We start from the raw sequence: 16,826 nt of genomic DNA, 5'->3' as shown, positions 1-16,826 counted from the left end.
AACCCTCTTCCAAAAGAGAGCTTTTTATATCTTTATTACTTCGTATACCATCCAAGACCTAGTGCACCTTCACCTAAATGCGTTCCAATTACAGCACCAAAATAACCTGTGCGGATTGTAACATGAGGATATTTTGCTTCCAATTCTTTCTTCCATTCATTCGCTTCTTCTTCACGTTGTGCATGAATGATAACAGCTTCCATAGGTACACCTTTACTTGCTTGCTCATCAAAAATTTCGATGATACGTTTTAACGCTTTTTTACGCGTACGAATCTTTTCAAACGGAATAATGACTTTATCTCTAAAATATAAAACCGGCTTTACTTGTAACAGACTACCGATGAAAGCTTGCGCACTATTTAATCGTCCTCCACGTTGTAAATGGTGTAAATCATCTACTACAAAATACGCATCCATCGTTTTCTTCATTTCATCAAAACGGGCGATAATCTCTTTTGGATCCTTTCCTTCGCTTGCTAGCTGTGCACCTTCACGCACATAGAATCCTTGTACTTCACAACTAATTTCAGAGTCGTACGTATATACATCAATACCCTCTACCATCTGTCCAGCTGCCGTTGCTGTTTGATATGTACCACTAATTCCACTTGAAAGATGAATACTAATAACTGCATCATAATCCTTAGATAATTCTTCATATAGCTCAACAAACTTTCCAATTGCTGGCTGAGAAGTTTTCGGAAGTTCTTCTTGCTCACGTACTTTTACATAAAAATCATCTGCTGAAATTTCAGCTTCTTCTTGATAAGATTCCGTTCCAAACACAACGTTTAATGGAATCATATATATATTGAGTTCATCACGAATATGCTTCGGTATATATGCTGTACTATCAGTAACAATAGCTATTTTCATTTGCGTACCTGCCTTATAAAAAAGTTTTTATTTCCTAATTTTACACGAAAACTAAAAATGGTGCATCCATACATGAAAATGCCAATTTGAAATTATACTCACCATATCGACAAATTACAACAAAAAGACGAAATACTCACCAAAATATTCAGCGCAATTATAAAAAATGTTTGAATATAAAAACGCTCGCTTTTAAAATGTAAAGTACTAGTCATTTTGATAGATAGGGGCGTATAAGAGTGTTATTACAATATTTAACAATCAAAGACTACGGTGAAAACGAAATTGTCATTCAAAAATCAAGATTTATCTGTTATGTTAGCAGAGCTACAACAGAAGAAGAAGCTCAAGAATTTATACAAAAAATAAAAAAACAAAACTGGAATGCCACACATAATTGTTCTGCATATTTGATTGGTGAACAAGATCAAATCCAAAAAGCAAATGATGATGGTGAGCCTAGCGGTACAGCTGGTGTACCTATGCTTGAGGTATTAAAAAAGCGAGGTCTAAAAGATACCGTCGTCGTTGTTACACGCTATTTTGGTGGTATCAAACTTGGTGCAGGTGGATTAATTCGCGCATATGGAAAATGTACAAGTGAAGGCATTAATCATGTTGGTATTGTTCAGCGACAACTAATGCTTGTTATGCAGACCGAAATTGATTACACATTACTTGGCAAAATTGAAAATGAATTACGTAATTCAAAATATGCCATTAAAGATATACATTATCTAGAAAATGTCACATTTGATACGTATGTAGAAGAAGACGGAAAACAAACATTCACAGATTGGATGATTGAATTAACAAATGGGAAATGTACAATTACAGAAGGAGATATGTTGTACTTAGAACAAGATGTTATCTAAGAATAACTACATCATCACCTTTAAAGATTAATGTAGTGAATCACTTCCCTACAAATGAACTAAGGAGATTATATATGGAAGAACGTTATTATCATCTCCAAAATAGCAGAATAAAAAAGAAACGAAGAAGAAAGTTTTTCTACTTCCTTATTTTCTTATTTTTATTTGGCAGTGTAGGACTTTATATATTAAATTCCTACTCTTCTCTCATGGGGATGTATAGTGGTTTTACTCGTGAAAAATCGGATTTGAGAACCGAAGATGTAGAAATTACAAAGGAGCCTTTTACACTCCTTATTATGGGTATAGAAGATTATGCAACAGACGGTCAAAATGGTCGTACAGATTCATTAATGTTTGCGACAGTCAATCCGAAAACGAAAAAGATTTCGCTTATGAGTATCCCTCGTGATAGTCGCGTTCCAATTGTCGGAAAGAACAAAGAGGACAAAATTAACGCTGCGCATGCTTACGGCGGAGAAGAAATGGCAATCAAAACTGTCGAAGGTTTTCTAAAAGTGCCTGTAGACCATTATCTTAAAATTGATTTCCAAGGCTTTAAAGGTATTGTTGATGCTGTTGGCGGTGTTACTGTTGATGTCCCATTCGATTTTTGGGAGCGTTCAGACGTGGATTACTACAAAAAAATCGAATTTAAGCAAGGACAACAAGAATTAAATGGTGAAGAAGCCCTTGCTTACGTTCGTATGCGAAAGCAGGATCCAAATGGCGATTATGGTCGAGCTGCTAGGCAAAGGCAATTACTAGCCGCTGTTGCTCAAAAACTAAATTCCACCTCTACCGTATTTAAAATTAAAGATTTAACAACAGTCGTTGGAAAATATATAAAAACTGACATCCCTATTTCAGACGGACTTGCTCTTTACAATAAACTTTCTGGGTTTGATCCTTCTACAATGCAAACTTTCAAACTTGAAGGAGAAGACAAAAAAATAGGTGGTATTTATTACTTCCTTCCAGATCCAATCGGCGTAGAGACAGTACGTAACGAAATAAAAAAAGAATTAGGAGAAACAGCAAACACTCAAGAAAATCCAACAACAAAAACCGAATCAAATCCTTCTTCAAATTCTAACTCTAACGAAAAGGCGAAGAAAGAAACGAACCAGAACCAGAACCAAAATCAGAACAAAACACCAACTGCCCCCCCTCCTTCTACGAATGCTCATGCAGAGTGGATTATGAGAAATCAGCAATAAAAAAAGAGCCAAATCGTATATGATTTGGCTCTTTTTATTTACTTGTTAAAGTGTTGTAAAATTGCTTCTACAATACGCTCTGATGCAAGGCCATCACCGTAGGGGTTAGATGCTTTTGACATCTTATCATGAGCTTCTTTGTTTGATAACAACTCATCAGCAAGACCAAAGATTGTCTCTTCGTCTGTTCCTGCTAATTTCAATGTACCTGCTTCAATACCTTCTGGTCGCTCTGTTGTATCACGAAGAACAAGAACCGGTACACCAAGTGACGGCGCTTCCTCTTGTACACCACCAGAATCAGTTAACATTAAGTATGAACGAGCAGCCACATTGTGGAAATCAATTACATCTAGCGGCTCAATTAAATGAATGCGGCCATGATCACCTAAAATATCATTCGCTGTTTCACGAACAACAGGGTTCATATGAACAGGATACACAACTTGTACGTCTTCATGCTTATCAACAAGACGTTTAATTGCACGGAACATATTACGCATTGGCTCTCCTAAGTTTTCACGACGGTGAGCTGTCATAAGTACAAGACGATCATTTCCAAGCTTCTCTAGTACAGGATGACTATATGTTTCTTTTACAGTCGTTTTTAGTGCGTCGATCGCTGTATTTCCTGTGATGAAAATGCGTGACTCATCTTTATTTTCTTTCTGTAAGTTCGTTGCTGATTTTGCTGTAGGTGAGAAATGAAGATCTGCCATTACGCCTGTTAATTGGCGATTCATTTCTTCTGGGTATGGAGAATATTTATCCCATGTACGAAGTCCTGCCTCAACATGACCTACTGGAATTTGATTATAGAAAGCAGCTAAACTTGCAATAAATGTTGTCGTTGTATCACCATGTACAAGTACAATATCTGGCTTTGCTTCTTTCATTACTTTATCCAAACCTTCTAAACCACGCGTTGTAATATCAATTAAAGTTTGGCGATCTTTCATAATATTCAAATCGAAATCTGGCGTAATTCCAAAGATACTTAATACTTGGTCTAACATTTGACGATGTTGCGCTGTTACAGTCACAATCGATTCAATTTTGTCTGAATGCTTTTGCAACTCTAATACAAGAGGTGCCATTTTAATTGCTTCTGGACGTGTCCCGAAAATTGTCATTACTTTTAAACGTTCAGTCATTTCATTGCCTCTTTTCTTTCACTAGTTACAATTTCTATTATGACATATAAGAATATACATGAATATATGCCTTTTTAACGAATAACGGAAAAGTCCCTCTTACAAATACTTTCTCTTCCAACAGAATAATAATCTATCCCTCGCTTCTTGACATCCTCATTAGTATAACAATTTCTACCATCGAATAAAATAGGTTCTCTCATAAGTTGTGCGTACTTCTCTAACGGATAAGCGCGGATAGCCTCCCATTCTGTCATGATAAAAGCCGCACTCGCTCCTCTAATCGATTCATCTATACATTCGCTATATTGTATAGTCTCCCCAAAGATATTTTTCATATTTTGAATCGCCTTCGGGTCATATAGAACTACATCCGCACCTATATGAATTAATTCTTGTATCATAATAAGGGACGGTGCGTCTCTTACATCATCAGTATTCGGTTTAAACGCTGCTCCCAGCACCGCAATCCGCTTCTTGTTCATATTTATTACTTTCTTCGCTTTCTCAATCAATAACAACTGTTGTTTATTATTCACTTCAATGACTGCCTTTAACAAACGAAAATCATGCGCCACATTCCCTGCAATTTGCACAAGGGCTTTCGTATCTTTCGGAAAACACGATCCCCCGTAACCAATGCCCGCATTAAAAAAAGACGCACCAATTCTCTTATCCATTCCCATCCCTTGTGCAACGTCTAATACATTGGCTCCTACCTTCTCACATATATTTGAAATTTCATTGATAAAACTAATTTTTGTCGCTAAAAAAGCATTCGATGCATATTTAATCATCTCTGCACTTTTTATATCTGTAACATATGTTTTTAAGCGTAATTCACTATACAAATCCTCTACTTTTCGTGCCGCTTCCTCATGATCCGCTCCAATTACAATACGATCTCCTTGAAAAAAATCGTAAATACCTGAACCCTCCCGTAAAAATTCGGGATTCGATACAATATGTAATTCATGTCTCCCCTGTAACTTCTCCTCAATCCATCCTCTAATAGCACCATTCGTCCCTACAGGAACAGTACTTTTTGTAACAACAATAATGTCGTTAGTCGCATATGTTCCAATATCAACACATGCACTTTGAATATATGTTAAATCCGCTGTCCCATCTAATAAAGAAGGTGTTCCAACTGCAATAAATATAAACTCCGCATCGTTAAATGCTTCTTCTTTACTTGTTGTAAAAGTTAAACGATTATTCTCACATGCATCATTTATTAATTCATATAAGCCCGCTTCATAAATGGGCAGATCCCCTCGCCTTATCCGTTCAATTTTCTCATCATTTATATCAAAACATGTAACCGAATGTCCTAATATCGCCAACCCTACTCCTGTAATCAACCCAACGTATCCGGTACCTATTATCGTAATTTTCATTTCCTTTTCGCACAGGAATATACAATAGAAAATATACGAATACATAGAATTCTCCCTGTGCTTCCCCCTCTCACATTAAAAATGAGAAAACTCCTTTACTTCTTTATTATATGAATTACTTTTTTCATTCTTTTTTAAGTTTTTGTAAAATTAAATGCACGAATATAAAGTGTAACGCTATTCAGTGAGGACATCCATTCCCCACTGATTATTAGTTAAACCAATCGGGATTTTACAGGAATTAAGATCCCCATCTAACTTCTTTTTTCCAACTGAATTTTGAGGTGCGAACCTTACTGCCCGTTCATGCAGGATAAATTCCCACATTTTAACACGGAACTTACTCATTTCTACGTGTAACACTTATAATATTGAAATAAAAGTATTCACTATCAAAGAAAAAGAGAAAATGTCATATTCCAAAGCCCAATACGATTAACCTTCTCAAATGATTCAACATTCTGTATACAATTGTCATATATTCTATCTGCTTCCATTTACCGTAAAAACAAAAAAAGATTGAATTCTAATCTTTTTGTGATACCATATGTTATGAGCCTGTAAATAAACATCATAATTTTCAGATAAATATATTTAAAAAAATTACGTTAGACTATAAAAGGGTGGGGTATTAATGGACTCACAAGTGATTTATGCCATTTTGGCATCTTTCATCACTGTACTCGTCGTTACTCCTTTAGTTATTAAGTTAGCTTTTAAAATAGGAGCAACAGATAAGCCAAACGCTCGTAAAGTGCACCAAAAGATTATGCCTCGTCTTGGCGGGTTAGCGATATTTATTGGTGTAGCTGTAGGATTTGTTGTCGGCGGATTATATGAACAAAGAATGTTATCGATAACGCTAGGTGCAATTATCATTGTAATCATCGGTATTTTAGATGATATGTACGAGTTATCTGCGAAGGTAAAATTCGGTGGACAACTATTAGTTGCCATGATGATTGTAAAAAGTGGATTATTAGTGCAAGTATTATATATTCCAATCCTCGGGGATACTGAACTTGGATGGCTTGCTTACCCAATTACAGTATTTTGGATTGTAGGTATTACAAATGCAATCAACTTAATTGATGGCTTAGATGGATTATCTGCTGGTATTTCATCTATCGTACTTGCAACGCTAGCATATATGGCCTTCACTAGCCCATGGGGCACTGGAGCCGCTATTATCTTACCACTAGCATTAATTACATTAGCAAGTACAATTGGATTTTTATTCTACAACTTCCATCCAGCAAAAATTTTCATGGGAGATACAGGCGCACTATTTTTAGGATACTGTATTTCTGTTATATCGTTACTTGGATTATACAAAAGTGTAACGTTATTCAGCTTTATCGTTCCAGTTATCATTTTAGGCGTACCTGTATTTGATACGACATTTGCAATTATCCGTCGTATCGTAAATAAAAAACCTATTTCAGCACCAGATAAATCGCATTTACATCACCGTTTACTTGCAATGGGCTTTTCTCATCGAAAAACGGTACTAATTATATACGCATTCGGTATTTTCTTTAGTGTAAATGCAATCATTTTCTCTAGTGCGACATTATGGTTATCCATTATTCTTCTTTTCGTTTTAATCTTCTTTACAGAAATTATTGCTGAAGTAATCGGGCTTGTACATGAACGTTACAAACCACTTATTTCCTTTTATAAAAAAGTGAAAAAACGCGAAGACTAATTGTAGTATAGCCTTTACAATTATGAAATATTCAAATAGCATCCTCTTTCTTATAAGAGGATGCTATTTTTTATTCATTACTTTACATTTCCAAAATATAGATTGTTTGAGAGTTCCTCTATTGGAGAAAGATATACATAATAAGAAAAAGAGTACATTTTCTTTTTTACATCTTGATTGTCAAACTGAGGGTGAATGTTATGATCAAGCGAGTATTGCAATACATTATTTTACTTTTAACGATTACTATGTACGCGTCATCTCATGCGGGAGCAACTACAATTATCCCTGCTGAACATCATCCAAATACCGAAACTACCTCTCCTACCCAAAAAATCGCGTACTTAACATTTGATGACGGACCAAACAAATATACTACGCAAATTTTAAACATCTTAAAAGAAAAGAACGGAAAAGCAACTTTCTTTGTTATTGGTGGAAAAGTACCACATTATAAAAAGACAATGCAACGATTAATTAAAGACGGACATTATATCGGACTTCACAGTATGTCACACGATGTAAAACGCCTTTACACTGGTGATCCATCCGCTTTAATTACAGAAATGGAACAAACACAAAACATTGTTCAGCAAGTTACAAAATTAAATACACATCTCGTTCGCGTCCCGTATGGTAGTATGCCTTACTTAAAAAAGAATTACCGTGATGCACTCGTATCAGCACAGTATAAAATGTGGGATTGGACAATCGATACATATGATTGGAAAAGCTATGACAATCCTTCTGCCATACTAGAAAGAGTACGTAATCAAAGCGATGAACAAGTCGAAGTGATTTTAATGCATGATTCAAGTGTAACCGTACAAATACTGCCAAACGTAATTGATTATTTGCAGTCACAAGGATACAAACTTCTTCCCTATAATCCATCTTCCCACCTCGAAGTGAACTTTTGGAAAGACACAAGATTGTAACAGCTTTAGTGCCTATTTGCTAAAGCTGTTTTATTTTTCTCTTCCCACCCTTCCCATTTTTGTGTAAAATTTTAAATAGTGATGAAGTTTCGAGGTGAATAGAAATGAAACGAATAGATCTCATTTTTAACGCAATACAAGAAGGAGTTTATACAGAAGGTGTAACTGCATCAGAACTTGCTACCCTTCTACAACTAGATCGCGCCAATGTAAGCAGCGACTTAAACAAACTTGTAAAGGATAAACGCTTATTAAAAACAAATACGCGTCCTGTTCGTTTTTATATAGAAACGAACGCTTCGTTGGAAACGCATTCAAAAGAAATAACTTCATTAGATACATTTGCAATTGAAAATACAAGCCTTAAAATCGCAATCGAAAAAGCAAAAGCTTCTATTCTCTATCCTCCAAACGGTATGCACACTTTACTGCTGGGAGAAACAGGAGTCGGAAAGTCTATGTTCGCTTCTTTAATGCACGAATATGCAATTGAAGTTGAACAGCTTCCTAAAAACGCACCATTTATCGTCTTTAACTGTGCTGATTACGCAAATAATCCACAGCTACTACTGGGGCAGTTATTTGGGATTAAAAAAGGAGCTTATACAGGGGCAAGTGATCAAAAAGGGTTAATTGAAAAAGCACATGAAGGGATTCTTTTCTTAGATGAAGTACATCGCCTTCCTCCAGAAGGACAAGAAATGCTTTTCACCTTTATTGACCGCGGAGTATATCGCCGCCTTGGGGAAACAGAAAACGAGCGTAGAGCACAAGTATTAATTATTACTGCTACAACCGAAGAACCAAATTCATTTTTATTAAAAACATTTACAAGACGTATACCGATGACTGTCACACTGCCACCACTTCGTGAGCGTACACATAAAGAACGCTTTGCTTTATTACAACTATTTTTCACAAATGAAGCAATCCGCCTGCGAAAAGAAATTCACGTTAGCCCGAATGCAATGCGCGCTTTCGTCTTTTACAATTGTCCCAATAACATCGGTCAATTAAAAACGGATGTACAAATTGCCTGCGCGAAAGCCTACTCTGACTTTGTGACGAAGAAACGTGATTCTGTCTATGTTTCAAGTACAGATTTACCCTGGTATATGAAAGAAGGGCTATTCATTGAAAGAAAGAGCCGTCATCTATACCAAATACCAAATGAAACATTTATATTTACAGGTGATGAAGGTTGGAGTAATCATAAAACAGAAAATGAAAAACGGTCTTCTATTTACGATTATATTGATTATAAATATGAAGAACTTCAAGCTCGCGGTATTGAAGAGGAAGAATTAGAATTACTAATAGAAAATGATATTCAAAGCTTTTTCGTACAATATTTTAACCAAATGTCCCAAAAAACAAGTCATGAAAATGTTTTTAAAATTGTGGATCGTAATATCGTTTCCGTATGTGAAAAAATTGCGGAACTCGCTGAAAAACATTTATCTAAGACGTTTGATGAAAAAGTATTTCTCGCTTTAAGTTTACATGTACAGACAACTCTACAACGTTTGCAAGCTGGAAAACAAATTCATCACCCACAATTAAATCAAATTCGTACGAAATATAAAGACGCTTTTTCCGTAGCTATGCAATGCATTCAGCTACTAGAGGACGAATTACAAATAACAATGCCTATTGATGAAGCAGGCTTTTTAACAATGTTCTTCGTTGTTGATCCAATTCCTGCCTCACAAACAGAAGTAAAGGTATTAATATTAGCGCACGGCAACGGCATCGCAACAGAAATGGCAAACGTCGCAAACGAACTTCTCGGCATTGAGGAAGTAACCGGTATCGATATGCCGTTACATGAATCGCCGAAAGATTTCTTAGAACGTGTGAAAGTGTATATGAAAACACTCCAAAATGTAAACGGGCTTCTCTTACTCGTTGATATGGGATCACTCGCTTATATTGGCGATATATTAGAAACTGAGTTCAAAATTCCGGTACGTGTTCTTTCCATGACAAGCACTCCACACGCACTAGAAGCAGCTCGAAAAGCTCAGCTTGGCTACTCGCTAGATGCATTATATGAAACAGTGAAGAACTTAACACCGTTTTACTTAAACGTACAAGAAGAAAAGAAAAAGCCACTATCACCAATGAAATCTGTTATTTTAACAGCTTGTTTAACTGGTGAAGGCAGTGCTTTAGCTATCCAAAAAATGTTAGAGAACTATTTGCGATTTGATAAAGAATTAATTGAAATTATTCCGATTAGTATCGTCCATGAAAAAGATTTAACGAAAATGATTGAGAACATCAAAAAAGAGCGGAATATCATTTGTATCGTCACGAATTTCGATGTACAAGTTCCTTGCTTAACATATCATTTTCAAGATATCGTAAACTACACAGCGATTCAGCCAATTCAAGAATTAATTACGTATGAAGAAACATATGCAAAAATGGCTGATATTCTTGAACAACAAATGCAGCGTAACGACGGAGCATTACTTATTAAAACAATTCGTTACGCATTAAATACAATTCAAGAATTAATTTCCTTACAGCTAACTCCTGACAGCTTAATGGGTGTGATTCTGCATATGAGCTGTATGGTTGACCGTCTTCAAAAAGGAGAAAGCCTCCTGCCTCATCCAGATAAAGAGAAACGAAGACAAGATGAGTATTGGATGTATATGAAAGTGAAAAAAGCATTACAACCGATTGAAAATACATTTGAAATACAAATACCTGATGACGAAGTATTTTATGTCATGGACTTCTTTATTAAAAATCAACCTGTGAAAAATTAATCAAGGCAGTTTTTTAATATATCGGCGTAACTCGGATTATATCAGCGATTTTTCAAATATATCGATTTACCGACAATAATCGCTAAAATTTGCACCGTATAGCAAAAAAAGGCTGTTCCAAAATATGGACAGCCTTTTTTGCTACTTCTTTACTTTCCTAATCCGCCCTCTTATTTCGCCCTTCTTATTGGACTTCGTATAAACATTTACATATACATTCGCCTGAATGATTTCTTGAAGTAAGCTATCAAACGCTCTCCCTTGTAAAGGCCCTTCAAAATCCCCCACATTAACTACACCGGTCACGATCCCTTCATTTACACTAATACCTTGCTTTAGCGGACCAAACAAATTTAAAACAACTGGACCAATCTGATCCGCTTTCCCTAAATGAATTTGGCAGGATGTAACTTTTTCTATGTTTTTCAATATGACCCGATATTGCAATTTCTTTAAATCCTCACTAAATATAAACTCTGTTACACCATAAGCTTCTGTATTTACGGGAGGTATTTCCCTCTTACCTGTTAATCTCGCAAAGAAATGTGTTGTCATACGGGCATTCTCCTTATATAAATTTCCCAGCACTACTTCTACTACTTTATGGTTTATACATAATCATTTATGACTTTTTCAATTTTAAGTACAAAGAAAAGATTCACAAAATCTTTACATAAGAATCATTTCTTTTGCTTTACCACCTCTTGTATAATGCACATAGAAAAAATTCTCTAGGAGGTTACTTTGAAAAATAACAACTACTCTTTTCGATTATTAGTCGAGATTTTTCTCGTCTCATTTAAATTAGGGCTTACTTCATTTGGTGGTCCTGTCGCCCATCTCGGCTATTTCCACCACGAATACATACAAAAAAGAAAATGGATGGATGAACGAAGCTATGGAGATTTAGTAGCACTATGTCAATTCCTTCCTGGTCCTGCTAGCAGTCAAGTCGGTATGGGGATTGGATTATTAAGGGGCGGGGTATTAGGAGCTATTATTTCATGGATTGGATTCACCTTACCGTCTGTGCTTGTTTTAGTTTTCTTCGCCTCATTCCTTAATCAATTCGATCTTGGAAGTGCTGGCTGGATTCATGGACTAAAACTTGTAGCAGTCGCTATTGTCGCTCATGCAATATGGGGAATGGCGCAAAAATTAACGCCAGACCGAAATCGTGCGACGATTGCTATTATAACTGCTGCAATCGCCTTACTATGGCCAAATAGTTGGACACAAGTCATTCTCATTATAGTATCTGGCTTTATCGGCTGGTTTTTATATCGCAACCAACCAATTAGCCAATCTCAACATATAAAAGTACCTATTTCAAAAAAGATAGCAGTTTCTTGTCTCGTCTTATTCTTCGGACTATTACTACTGCTACCAATATTAAGACCGTTCTCTTATTACATCGCTTTATTTGATAGTTTCTATCGCTCTGGTGCACTTGTATTTGGAGGCGGACACGTCGTGCTGCCCCTTCTTGAAGGTGAGTTCGTACAAAACGGAATGATGACGAAAGAACAATTTCTAGCTGGATACGGATTAACACAAGCCGTACCAGGCCCACTATTTACATTCGCTTCTTATATAGGAGCTGTGTTAAACGGGACACTTGGGGCAATACTCGCAACAATTGCGATCTTTCTTCCTGCTTTCTTACTCGTTATTGGTGTTTTACCATTTTGGAACAGTGTGAGAAAAATATCTTACATACAAGGCGCACTACTTGGAGTCAATGCAGCCGTTGTCGGTATTTTACTAGCAGCTTTTTATGACCCTATTTGGACAAGCACAATTATGAACGCTGTAGATTTTGTTTTTGCATCTCTTCTATTTTGCTTGCTCGCTTTTTGGAAAACACCACCTTGGGTTATCGTTATACTTGGAGCCTTTGGCGGATATATTTTATCCATTTTGTAAATAAAAAACGACGGCATTCTATAGCCGTCGTTTTTCTATGAAAACTTCACAAGCTCTATTCCTTCAGGCAACTCGCTCTCTGTTAAAATACGTAATTCTTTCACACGATCCATTACGTAAGAAGAACGCTTCACAAGCTCTGGATCAATATAAGCTGGATGAACCATAATTTCTACCGTTTGTTCACCTTGTACTCTTCCTTTTAACTTCACGAAGTAATCTTCCGTCACACCATCTGCGTAAAAATCACTGTAAAACACGTCAGAAAATGGGCGTACTGCTCGTTCTTCCTCACAACGACGAATTGGAACATTATATGTAGCAGCTAATCTCTCCAGAACATCGTGCAAAATTGGCAATCCATGTACGTGATGATGACTATCTAAATGGGTCGGTGTTAATCCGTAAGATAAGAATTTCTCAATTTGAGCAGTCCATTCTCTCTCAACTTCTTCGGGACTTAGCTTCCCTTCCCATACGATGCTTTGTTTATGAAACAATCCATCGCTACTTACAAGTGATGGTACGTCTCCAAGAAGCGGTTTCCCTGCCGTTAATACGAGATGTACGCCTACCCCTAACGTTTTATACTCTTTCGCTAAGCGTACCGCATGCTCTGTTCCTGGCATATTCATCATCATCGTCGTTGAATTTACAAGTCCATTTATATGTCCATCAATAATGCCATAATTTGTACCCTCAGTAAGACCGAAATCATCTGCATTTACAATTAACTTAATCATCGTAATACCTCCTAATAGAATAAAAAAAGCGGGCTAAATAGCGCCGCTTTATTTCTCTACCTTTTTGAAGAACTGCGGAAGATATTCTTTATGTGCTTCCAACATTTCATCTAAAATTTGTTTTGCAACTTTATCTGATGGTACAAGTGGATTAATTGTCATAGCAAGCAGCGCTTTATGATAATCCCCTGTAACAGCAGCTTCAATTGTTGTGCGCTCGAATGATTTAATTTGTTGTACTAAACCGCGAACTGGTACCGGAAGATCTCCAACTGCAATTGGTTTTGGACCTTCTTTCGTAATAATACAGTTCACTTCAACAGCCGAATCATGTGGCAAGCTTGCAATTGTTCCGTTATTTCGTGTATTAACAGGTTGGATATCACCTTTATTATTGTAAATAGAAGTAATTAAGCTACATGCTGCGTCACTATAATAAGCGCCGCCACGTTTTTCTAATTGTGGTGGTTTAATATCTAAGTTCGGGTCTTTATATAACTCGAATAAATCGTCTTCTAACTGTTTCACTACTTCTGCACGTGTACCTTTTTCAACCGAAGCTTCTTTCTCTTCTTCTAGCATTTCACGTGTTTTGTAGTAATAACGATGGTATGGACATGGAATTGCACGAAGACCGCGAATAAAGTCTGGCTCCCAGTTAAGCGCTGCAATATTTTCCATCGTAATTTGCTTTTCTGGATCTGTTACAAGCTCTAACACACGATCCATTACACTTACGCCATCTAAATATACGTCTAGTCCGTATACCATATGGTTTAAACCTGCGAAGTCAACATGTACACGACTTGCATCTACTTCAAGTAATCTTGCAAGACCCATACGGATTCCGATTGGAACGTTACATAGACCAACTACTCTTTGGATATTTGTATAACGAAGAACAGCTTCTGTTACCATACCAGCTGGGTTTGCAAAGTTAATTAACCATGCATTCGGACAAAGCTCCTCCATATCCTTACAAATATCTAAAATAACAGGAATCGTTCTCAACGCTTTGAATAAACCACCAGGACCATTCGTTTCCTGACCGATTACATCATATTTTAATGGGATTGCTTCATCTTTTGCACGAGCTTCTAATAAACCTACGCGAAGCTGCGTTGTTACGAAGTCAGCGTCCTTTAATGCCTCGCGGCGATCAAGTGTCAAATGAACCTCGATTGGTAAACCTGATTTTTTCACCATACGTTTCGCTAAGTTACCAACGATTTCTAACTTTTCTTTTCCTGCCTCAATATCTACTAACCAAATTTCACGAACAGGAAGCTCATCATAACGTTTAATAAATCCTTCAATTAACTCTGGTGTATAACTAGATCCACCGCCGATTGTAGCAATTTTAATTCCAGTCATGCTTTATTCCCCTTTCGCTTCAAGCTTTTTATAAAGATCGATAAACTCTGCTGCTAATTCTTTTACTGTAATCGCATTCATTAAATGATCTTGTGCGTGAATTAAAAGAACACTAATCTCTGTTTTTTCTCCTCTTGCTTCTGATTGTATGAGCTCCGTTTGAAAATGATGCGCTTCATTAATCGCTTCTTTCGCCTTTGCCATCGCTTCATCAGCTTCTGCCATTTTCCCCTGTTTGGCAAATTGAAGTGCCTCCATCGCAAAGCTTCGTGCATTACCACTATTTAAAATTAATTGGAATGGAATTTGTTCTGCTGTAGTCATCATAATTACCGCCCTCTCTATTATGGTTCAACCGATTGAAATACCCCTTCAGTTTGAACATGTCTATTAAATTATTATTTTATGAATGATAGTTTGGTGTTCTTGTAGATGGGTCTCATCTTTTTGAACATGATATAAAGGTAATTGTTCTCACAGACAATTCTGTCTGTGAGAACAATCTTTATGTTACATAGGTACAGAGTTGTTATTTCCTTGCGCTGCTGCTTTTTCAGTACGAACAACAGAACGGTCGCATAATACAACGAATGGATAATAGATTACCATCGCAATTACAAAGTTGAATAACTGTAGGAGTGCACCTGAAAGATGTCCACCTGTTACAAGATAACCACTAATAATTGGTGGTGTTGCCCATGGGATCATCACAACTGTTTTTGGTACCCAACCAATAGATATAGCTGTATAAGAAGTAATTACTAATACAATTGGTGTTATGATAAACGGTAAGAATAAAATTGGATTTAAAATAATTGGTGTACCAAAGATTACTGGTTCGTTAATGTTGAATGCACCAGGACCAATTGATAAACGAGATACACCGCGTAATTGTGCACTTTTTGCTACAAGTAATACGACCACTAAGAACGCTAATGTTGCACCAGAACCACCAAGATATACGAAAGTATCAAAGAATGGTTTTGTAACAATGTTGGGAACATCAAATGCAGATGTACCACCTTTGAATAAATTCATATTTTTCTCTAATGCCGGTAAGTATAATGGCTCAATAATACCACCAACGATATTTGGCCCATGTAAACCGAAGAACCAAAGAAGATGAACAAGGATTACAATGATAATTGCACTTGGTAATGTCCCTGCTAAACTTTGCAGTGGTGATTGAATCGTATTAAAAATAAATTCATGAACACTTGTACCAGATAATTTCACTGCTAATTGAATACCTGCAACTACTGTTAAGATAACAAATGCTGGAACTATAGCTGCGAAAGATCTTAAAACTGCTGGTGGTACTCCATCAGGCATTTTAAAAGTAATGTTTCTTTGTACAAAGAAACGGAATACTTCAGTAACAAGGAGTGCCACAATAATTGCTACGAATAACCCTTGTGCACCTGTCCAAGCTAAGTTCAATCCGCCTTCTTTCGGTGTTGTTGGTGTAAGAATAATTAACGCACCAAATGAAATAATACCTGCTGACAAACCATCAACGCCGTAAGATTTTGCTAAGTTATAACTTGTTGTAAATGCTATGATTAGTGCTAGAATCGCGAAAGAACCAGTCCACATTCCGCCGCCGACTTGTTTCCACGTTTCACCAAACAAACCTTTCATGAAATCTTGGAAAACTTCAGATGGAAAACCATTAATTAGTGATGCCAGTGCACCAACTAAAATAAGTGGCATAACTGCAATAAATCCATCACGGATCGCAGCTAAGTGACGTTGCGATCCGATTTTACCAGCGACAGGAACAATATATTTCTCCATGAATGCAATAAACTTTTGCATTTCGCTTCCCCC

The 16,826-nt window shown here is 36.6% G+C and carries 14 protein-coding genes; 6 read left to right on the top strand and 8 right to left on the bottom strand.

Going from position 1 to position 16,826, the window contains the following annotated elements; all coding sequences use genetic code 11:
- Positions 1-35: 35 nt before the first annotated feature.
- On the bottom strand, positions 36-878 hold the full coding sequence (locus QCI44_RS01525; protein ID WP_016136026.1) for a DegV family protein: 843 nt from the start codon (positions 876-878) through the stop codon (positions 36-38).
- Positions 879-1,117: 239 nt separating this feature from the next.
- Between QCI44_RS01525 and QCI44_RS01520 the strand changes: the two genes are divergently transcribed.
- Complete coding sequence (locus QCI44_RS01520; RefSeq protein WP_353810982.1) at positions 1,118-1,753, top strand: YigZ family protein; 636 nt, start codon at positions 1,118-1,120, stop codon at positions 1,751-1,753.
- Between the two features lie 74 nt (positions 1,754-1,827).
- Positions 1,828-2,973: an LCP family protein gene (locus QCI44_RS01515; protein WP_016085566.1), complete on the top strand. Its 1,146-nt coding sequence runs from the start codon at positions 1,828-1,830 to the stop codon at positions 2,971-2,973.
- Between the two features lie 38 nt (positions 2,974-3,011).
- Here QCI44_RS01515 and wecB read toward each other — a convergent pair whose 3' ends face one another.
- Positions 3,012-4,127 (bottom strand): non-hydrolyzing UDP-N-acetylglucosamine 2-epimerase, encoded by a 1,116-nt coding sequence (gene wecB / locus QCI44_RS01510; protein ID WP_016085565.1) that lies wholly within the window; start codon positions 4,125-4,127, stop codon positions 3,012-3,014.
- Between the two features lie 74 nt (positions 4,128-4,201).
- A complete protein-coding gene (locus tag QCI44_RS01505) occupies positions 4,202-5,572 on the bottom strand; it encodes a UDP-glucose dehydrogenase family protein (RefSeq protein WP_353810981.1) in 1,371 nt (456 codons plus the stop codon).
- 589 nt (positions 5,573-6,161) lie between these two features.
- On the opposite strand from QCI44_RS01505, the gene QCI44_RS01500 reads away from it, so the two are divergent.
- From QCI44_RS01500 to QCI44_RS01490, 3 genes are all read left to right on the top strand, one after another.
- Positions 6,162-7,235 (top strand): glycosyltransferase family 4 protein, encoded by a 1,074-nt coding sequence (locus tag QCI44_RS01500; RefSeq protein ID WP_000378314.1) that lies wholly within the window; start codon positions 6,162-6,164, stop codon positions 7,233-7,235.
- A gap of 200 nt (positions 7,236-7,435) precedes the next feature.
- A complete protein-coding gene (locus QCI44_RS01495; protein WP_016085563.1) occupies positions 7,436-8,173 on the top strand; it encodes a polysaccharide deacetylase family protein in 738 nt (245 codons plus the stop codon).
- Positions 8,174-8,277: 104 nt separating this feature from the next.
- Positions 8,278-10,953 carry a sigma-54-dependent transcriptional regulator gene (locus QCI44_RS01490; RefSeq protein ID WP_016136031.1) on the top strand — a complete coding sequence of 892 codons (2,676 nt, stop codon included), beginning with the start codon at positions 8,278-8,280 and terminating at the stop codon, positions 10,951-10,953.
- A 141-nt stretch (positions 10,954-11,094) separates the two neighbouring features.
- On the opposite strand, the gene exsM is transcribed toward QCI44_RS01490, so the two are convergent.
- Complete coding sequence (exsM, locus tag QCI44_RS01485) at positions 11,095-11,508, bottom strand: exosporium regulatory protein ExsM (protein ID WP_088084581.1); 414 nt, start codon at positions 11,506-11,508, stop codon at positions 11,095-11,097.
- Between the two features lie 189 nt (positions 11,509-11,697).
- On the opposite strand from exsM, the gene QCI44_RS01480 reads away from it, so the two are divergent.
- A complete protein-coding gene (locus QCI44_RS01480; RefSeq protein WP_016136033.1) occupies positions 11,698-12,879 on the top strand; it encodes a chromate transporter in 1,182 nt (393 codons plus the stop codon).
- Between the two features lie 35 nt (positions 12,880-12,914).
- Here QCI44_RS01480 and chbG read toward each other — a convergent pair whose 3' ends face one another.
- The 4 genes from chbG to celB form a co-directional block, all read right to left on the bottom strand.
- On the bottom strand, positions 12,915-13,622 hold the full coding sequence (gene chbG, locus QCI44_RS01475; protein WP_016136034.1) for a chitin disaccharide deacetylase: 708 nt from the start codon (positions 13,620-13,622) through the stop codon (positions 12,915-12,917).
- Positions 13,623-13,670: 48 nt separating this feature from the next.
- On the bottom strand, positions 13,671-14,996 hold the full coding sequence (celF, locus tag QCI44_RS01470; RefSeq protein ID WP_000145757.1) for a 6-phospho-beta-glucosidase: 1,326 nt from the start codon (positions 14,994-14,996) through the stop codon (positions 13,671-13,673).
- Between the two features lie 3 nt (positions 14,997-14,999).
- Positions 15,000-15,323, bottom strand: coding sequence for a PTS lactose/cellobiose transporter subunit IIA (locus tag QCI44_RS01465; RefSeq protein WP_000989047.1), 324 nt, complete (start codon positions 15,321-15,323; stop codon positions 15,000-15,002).
- 183 nt (positions 15,324-15,506) lie between these two features.
- Complete coding sequence (gene celB / locus QCI44_RS01460) at positions 15,507-16,814, bottom strand: PTS cellobiose transporter subunit IIC (protein ID WP_016136939.1); 1,308 nt, start codon at positions 16,812-16,814, stop codon at positions 15,507-15,509.
- Positions 16,815-16,826: the final 12 nt, after the last annotated feature.

Source organism: Bacillus cereus group sp. RP37, assembly GCF_040459695.1.
In the GTDB taxonomy this organism is placed as follows: domain Bacteria; phylum Bacillota; class Bacilli; order Bacillales; family Bacillaceae_G; genus Bacillus_A.
The sequence above is the reverse complement of the archived record's forward strand: the minus strand, read 5'-3'. Positions and strand labels throughout refer to the sequence as shown.

Coding starts and splice junctions, on each gene's coding strand:
- QCI44_RS01465 (WP_000989047.1), bottom strand. CDS start 15,323: ATGATGACTACAGCAGAACAAATTCCATTCCAATTAATTTTAAATAGT.
- QCI44_RS01500 (WP_000378314.1), top strand. CDS start 6,162: ATGGACTCACAAGTGATTTATGCCATTTTGGCATCTTTCATCACTGTA.
- QCI44_RS01495 (WP_016085563.1), top strand. CDS start 7,436: ATGATCAAGCGAGTATTGCAATACATTATTTTACTTTTAACGATTACT.
- chbG (WP_016136034.1), bottom strand. CDS start 13,622: ATGATTAAGTTAATTGTAAATGCAGATGATTTCGGTCTTACTGAGGGT.
- wecB (WP_016085565.1), bottom strand. CDS start 4,127: ATGACTGAACGTTTAAAAGTAATGACAATTTTCGGGACACGTCCAGAA.
- QCI44_RS01515 (WP_016085566.1), top strand. CDS start 1,828: ATGGAAGAACGTTATTATCATCTCCAAAATAGCAGAATAAAAAAGAAA.
- celF (WP_000145757.1), bottom strand. CDS start 14,996: ATGACTGGAATTAAAATTGCTACAATCGGCGGTGGATCTAGTTATACA.
- QCI44_RS01525 (WP_016136026.1), bottom strand. CDS start 878: ATGAAAATAGCTATTGTTACTGATAGTACAGCATATATACCGAAGCAT.
- exsM (WP_088084581.1), bottom strand. CDS start 11,508: ATGACAACACATTTCTTTGCGAGATTAACAGGTAAGAGGGAAATACCT.
- celB (WP_016136939.1), bottom strand. CDS start 16,814: ATGCAAAAGTTTATTGCATTCATGGAGAAATATATTGTTCCTGTCGCT.
- QCI44_RS01505 (WP_353810981.1), bottom strand. CDS start 5,572: ATGTATTCGTATATTTTCTATTGTATATTCCTGTGCGAAAAGGAAATG.
- QCI44_RS01490 (WP_016136031.1), top strand. CDS start 8,278: ATGAAACGAATAGATCTCATTTTTAACGCAATACAAGAAGGAGTTTAT.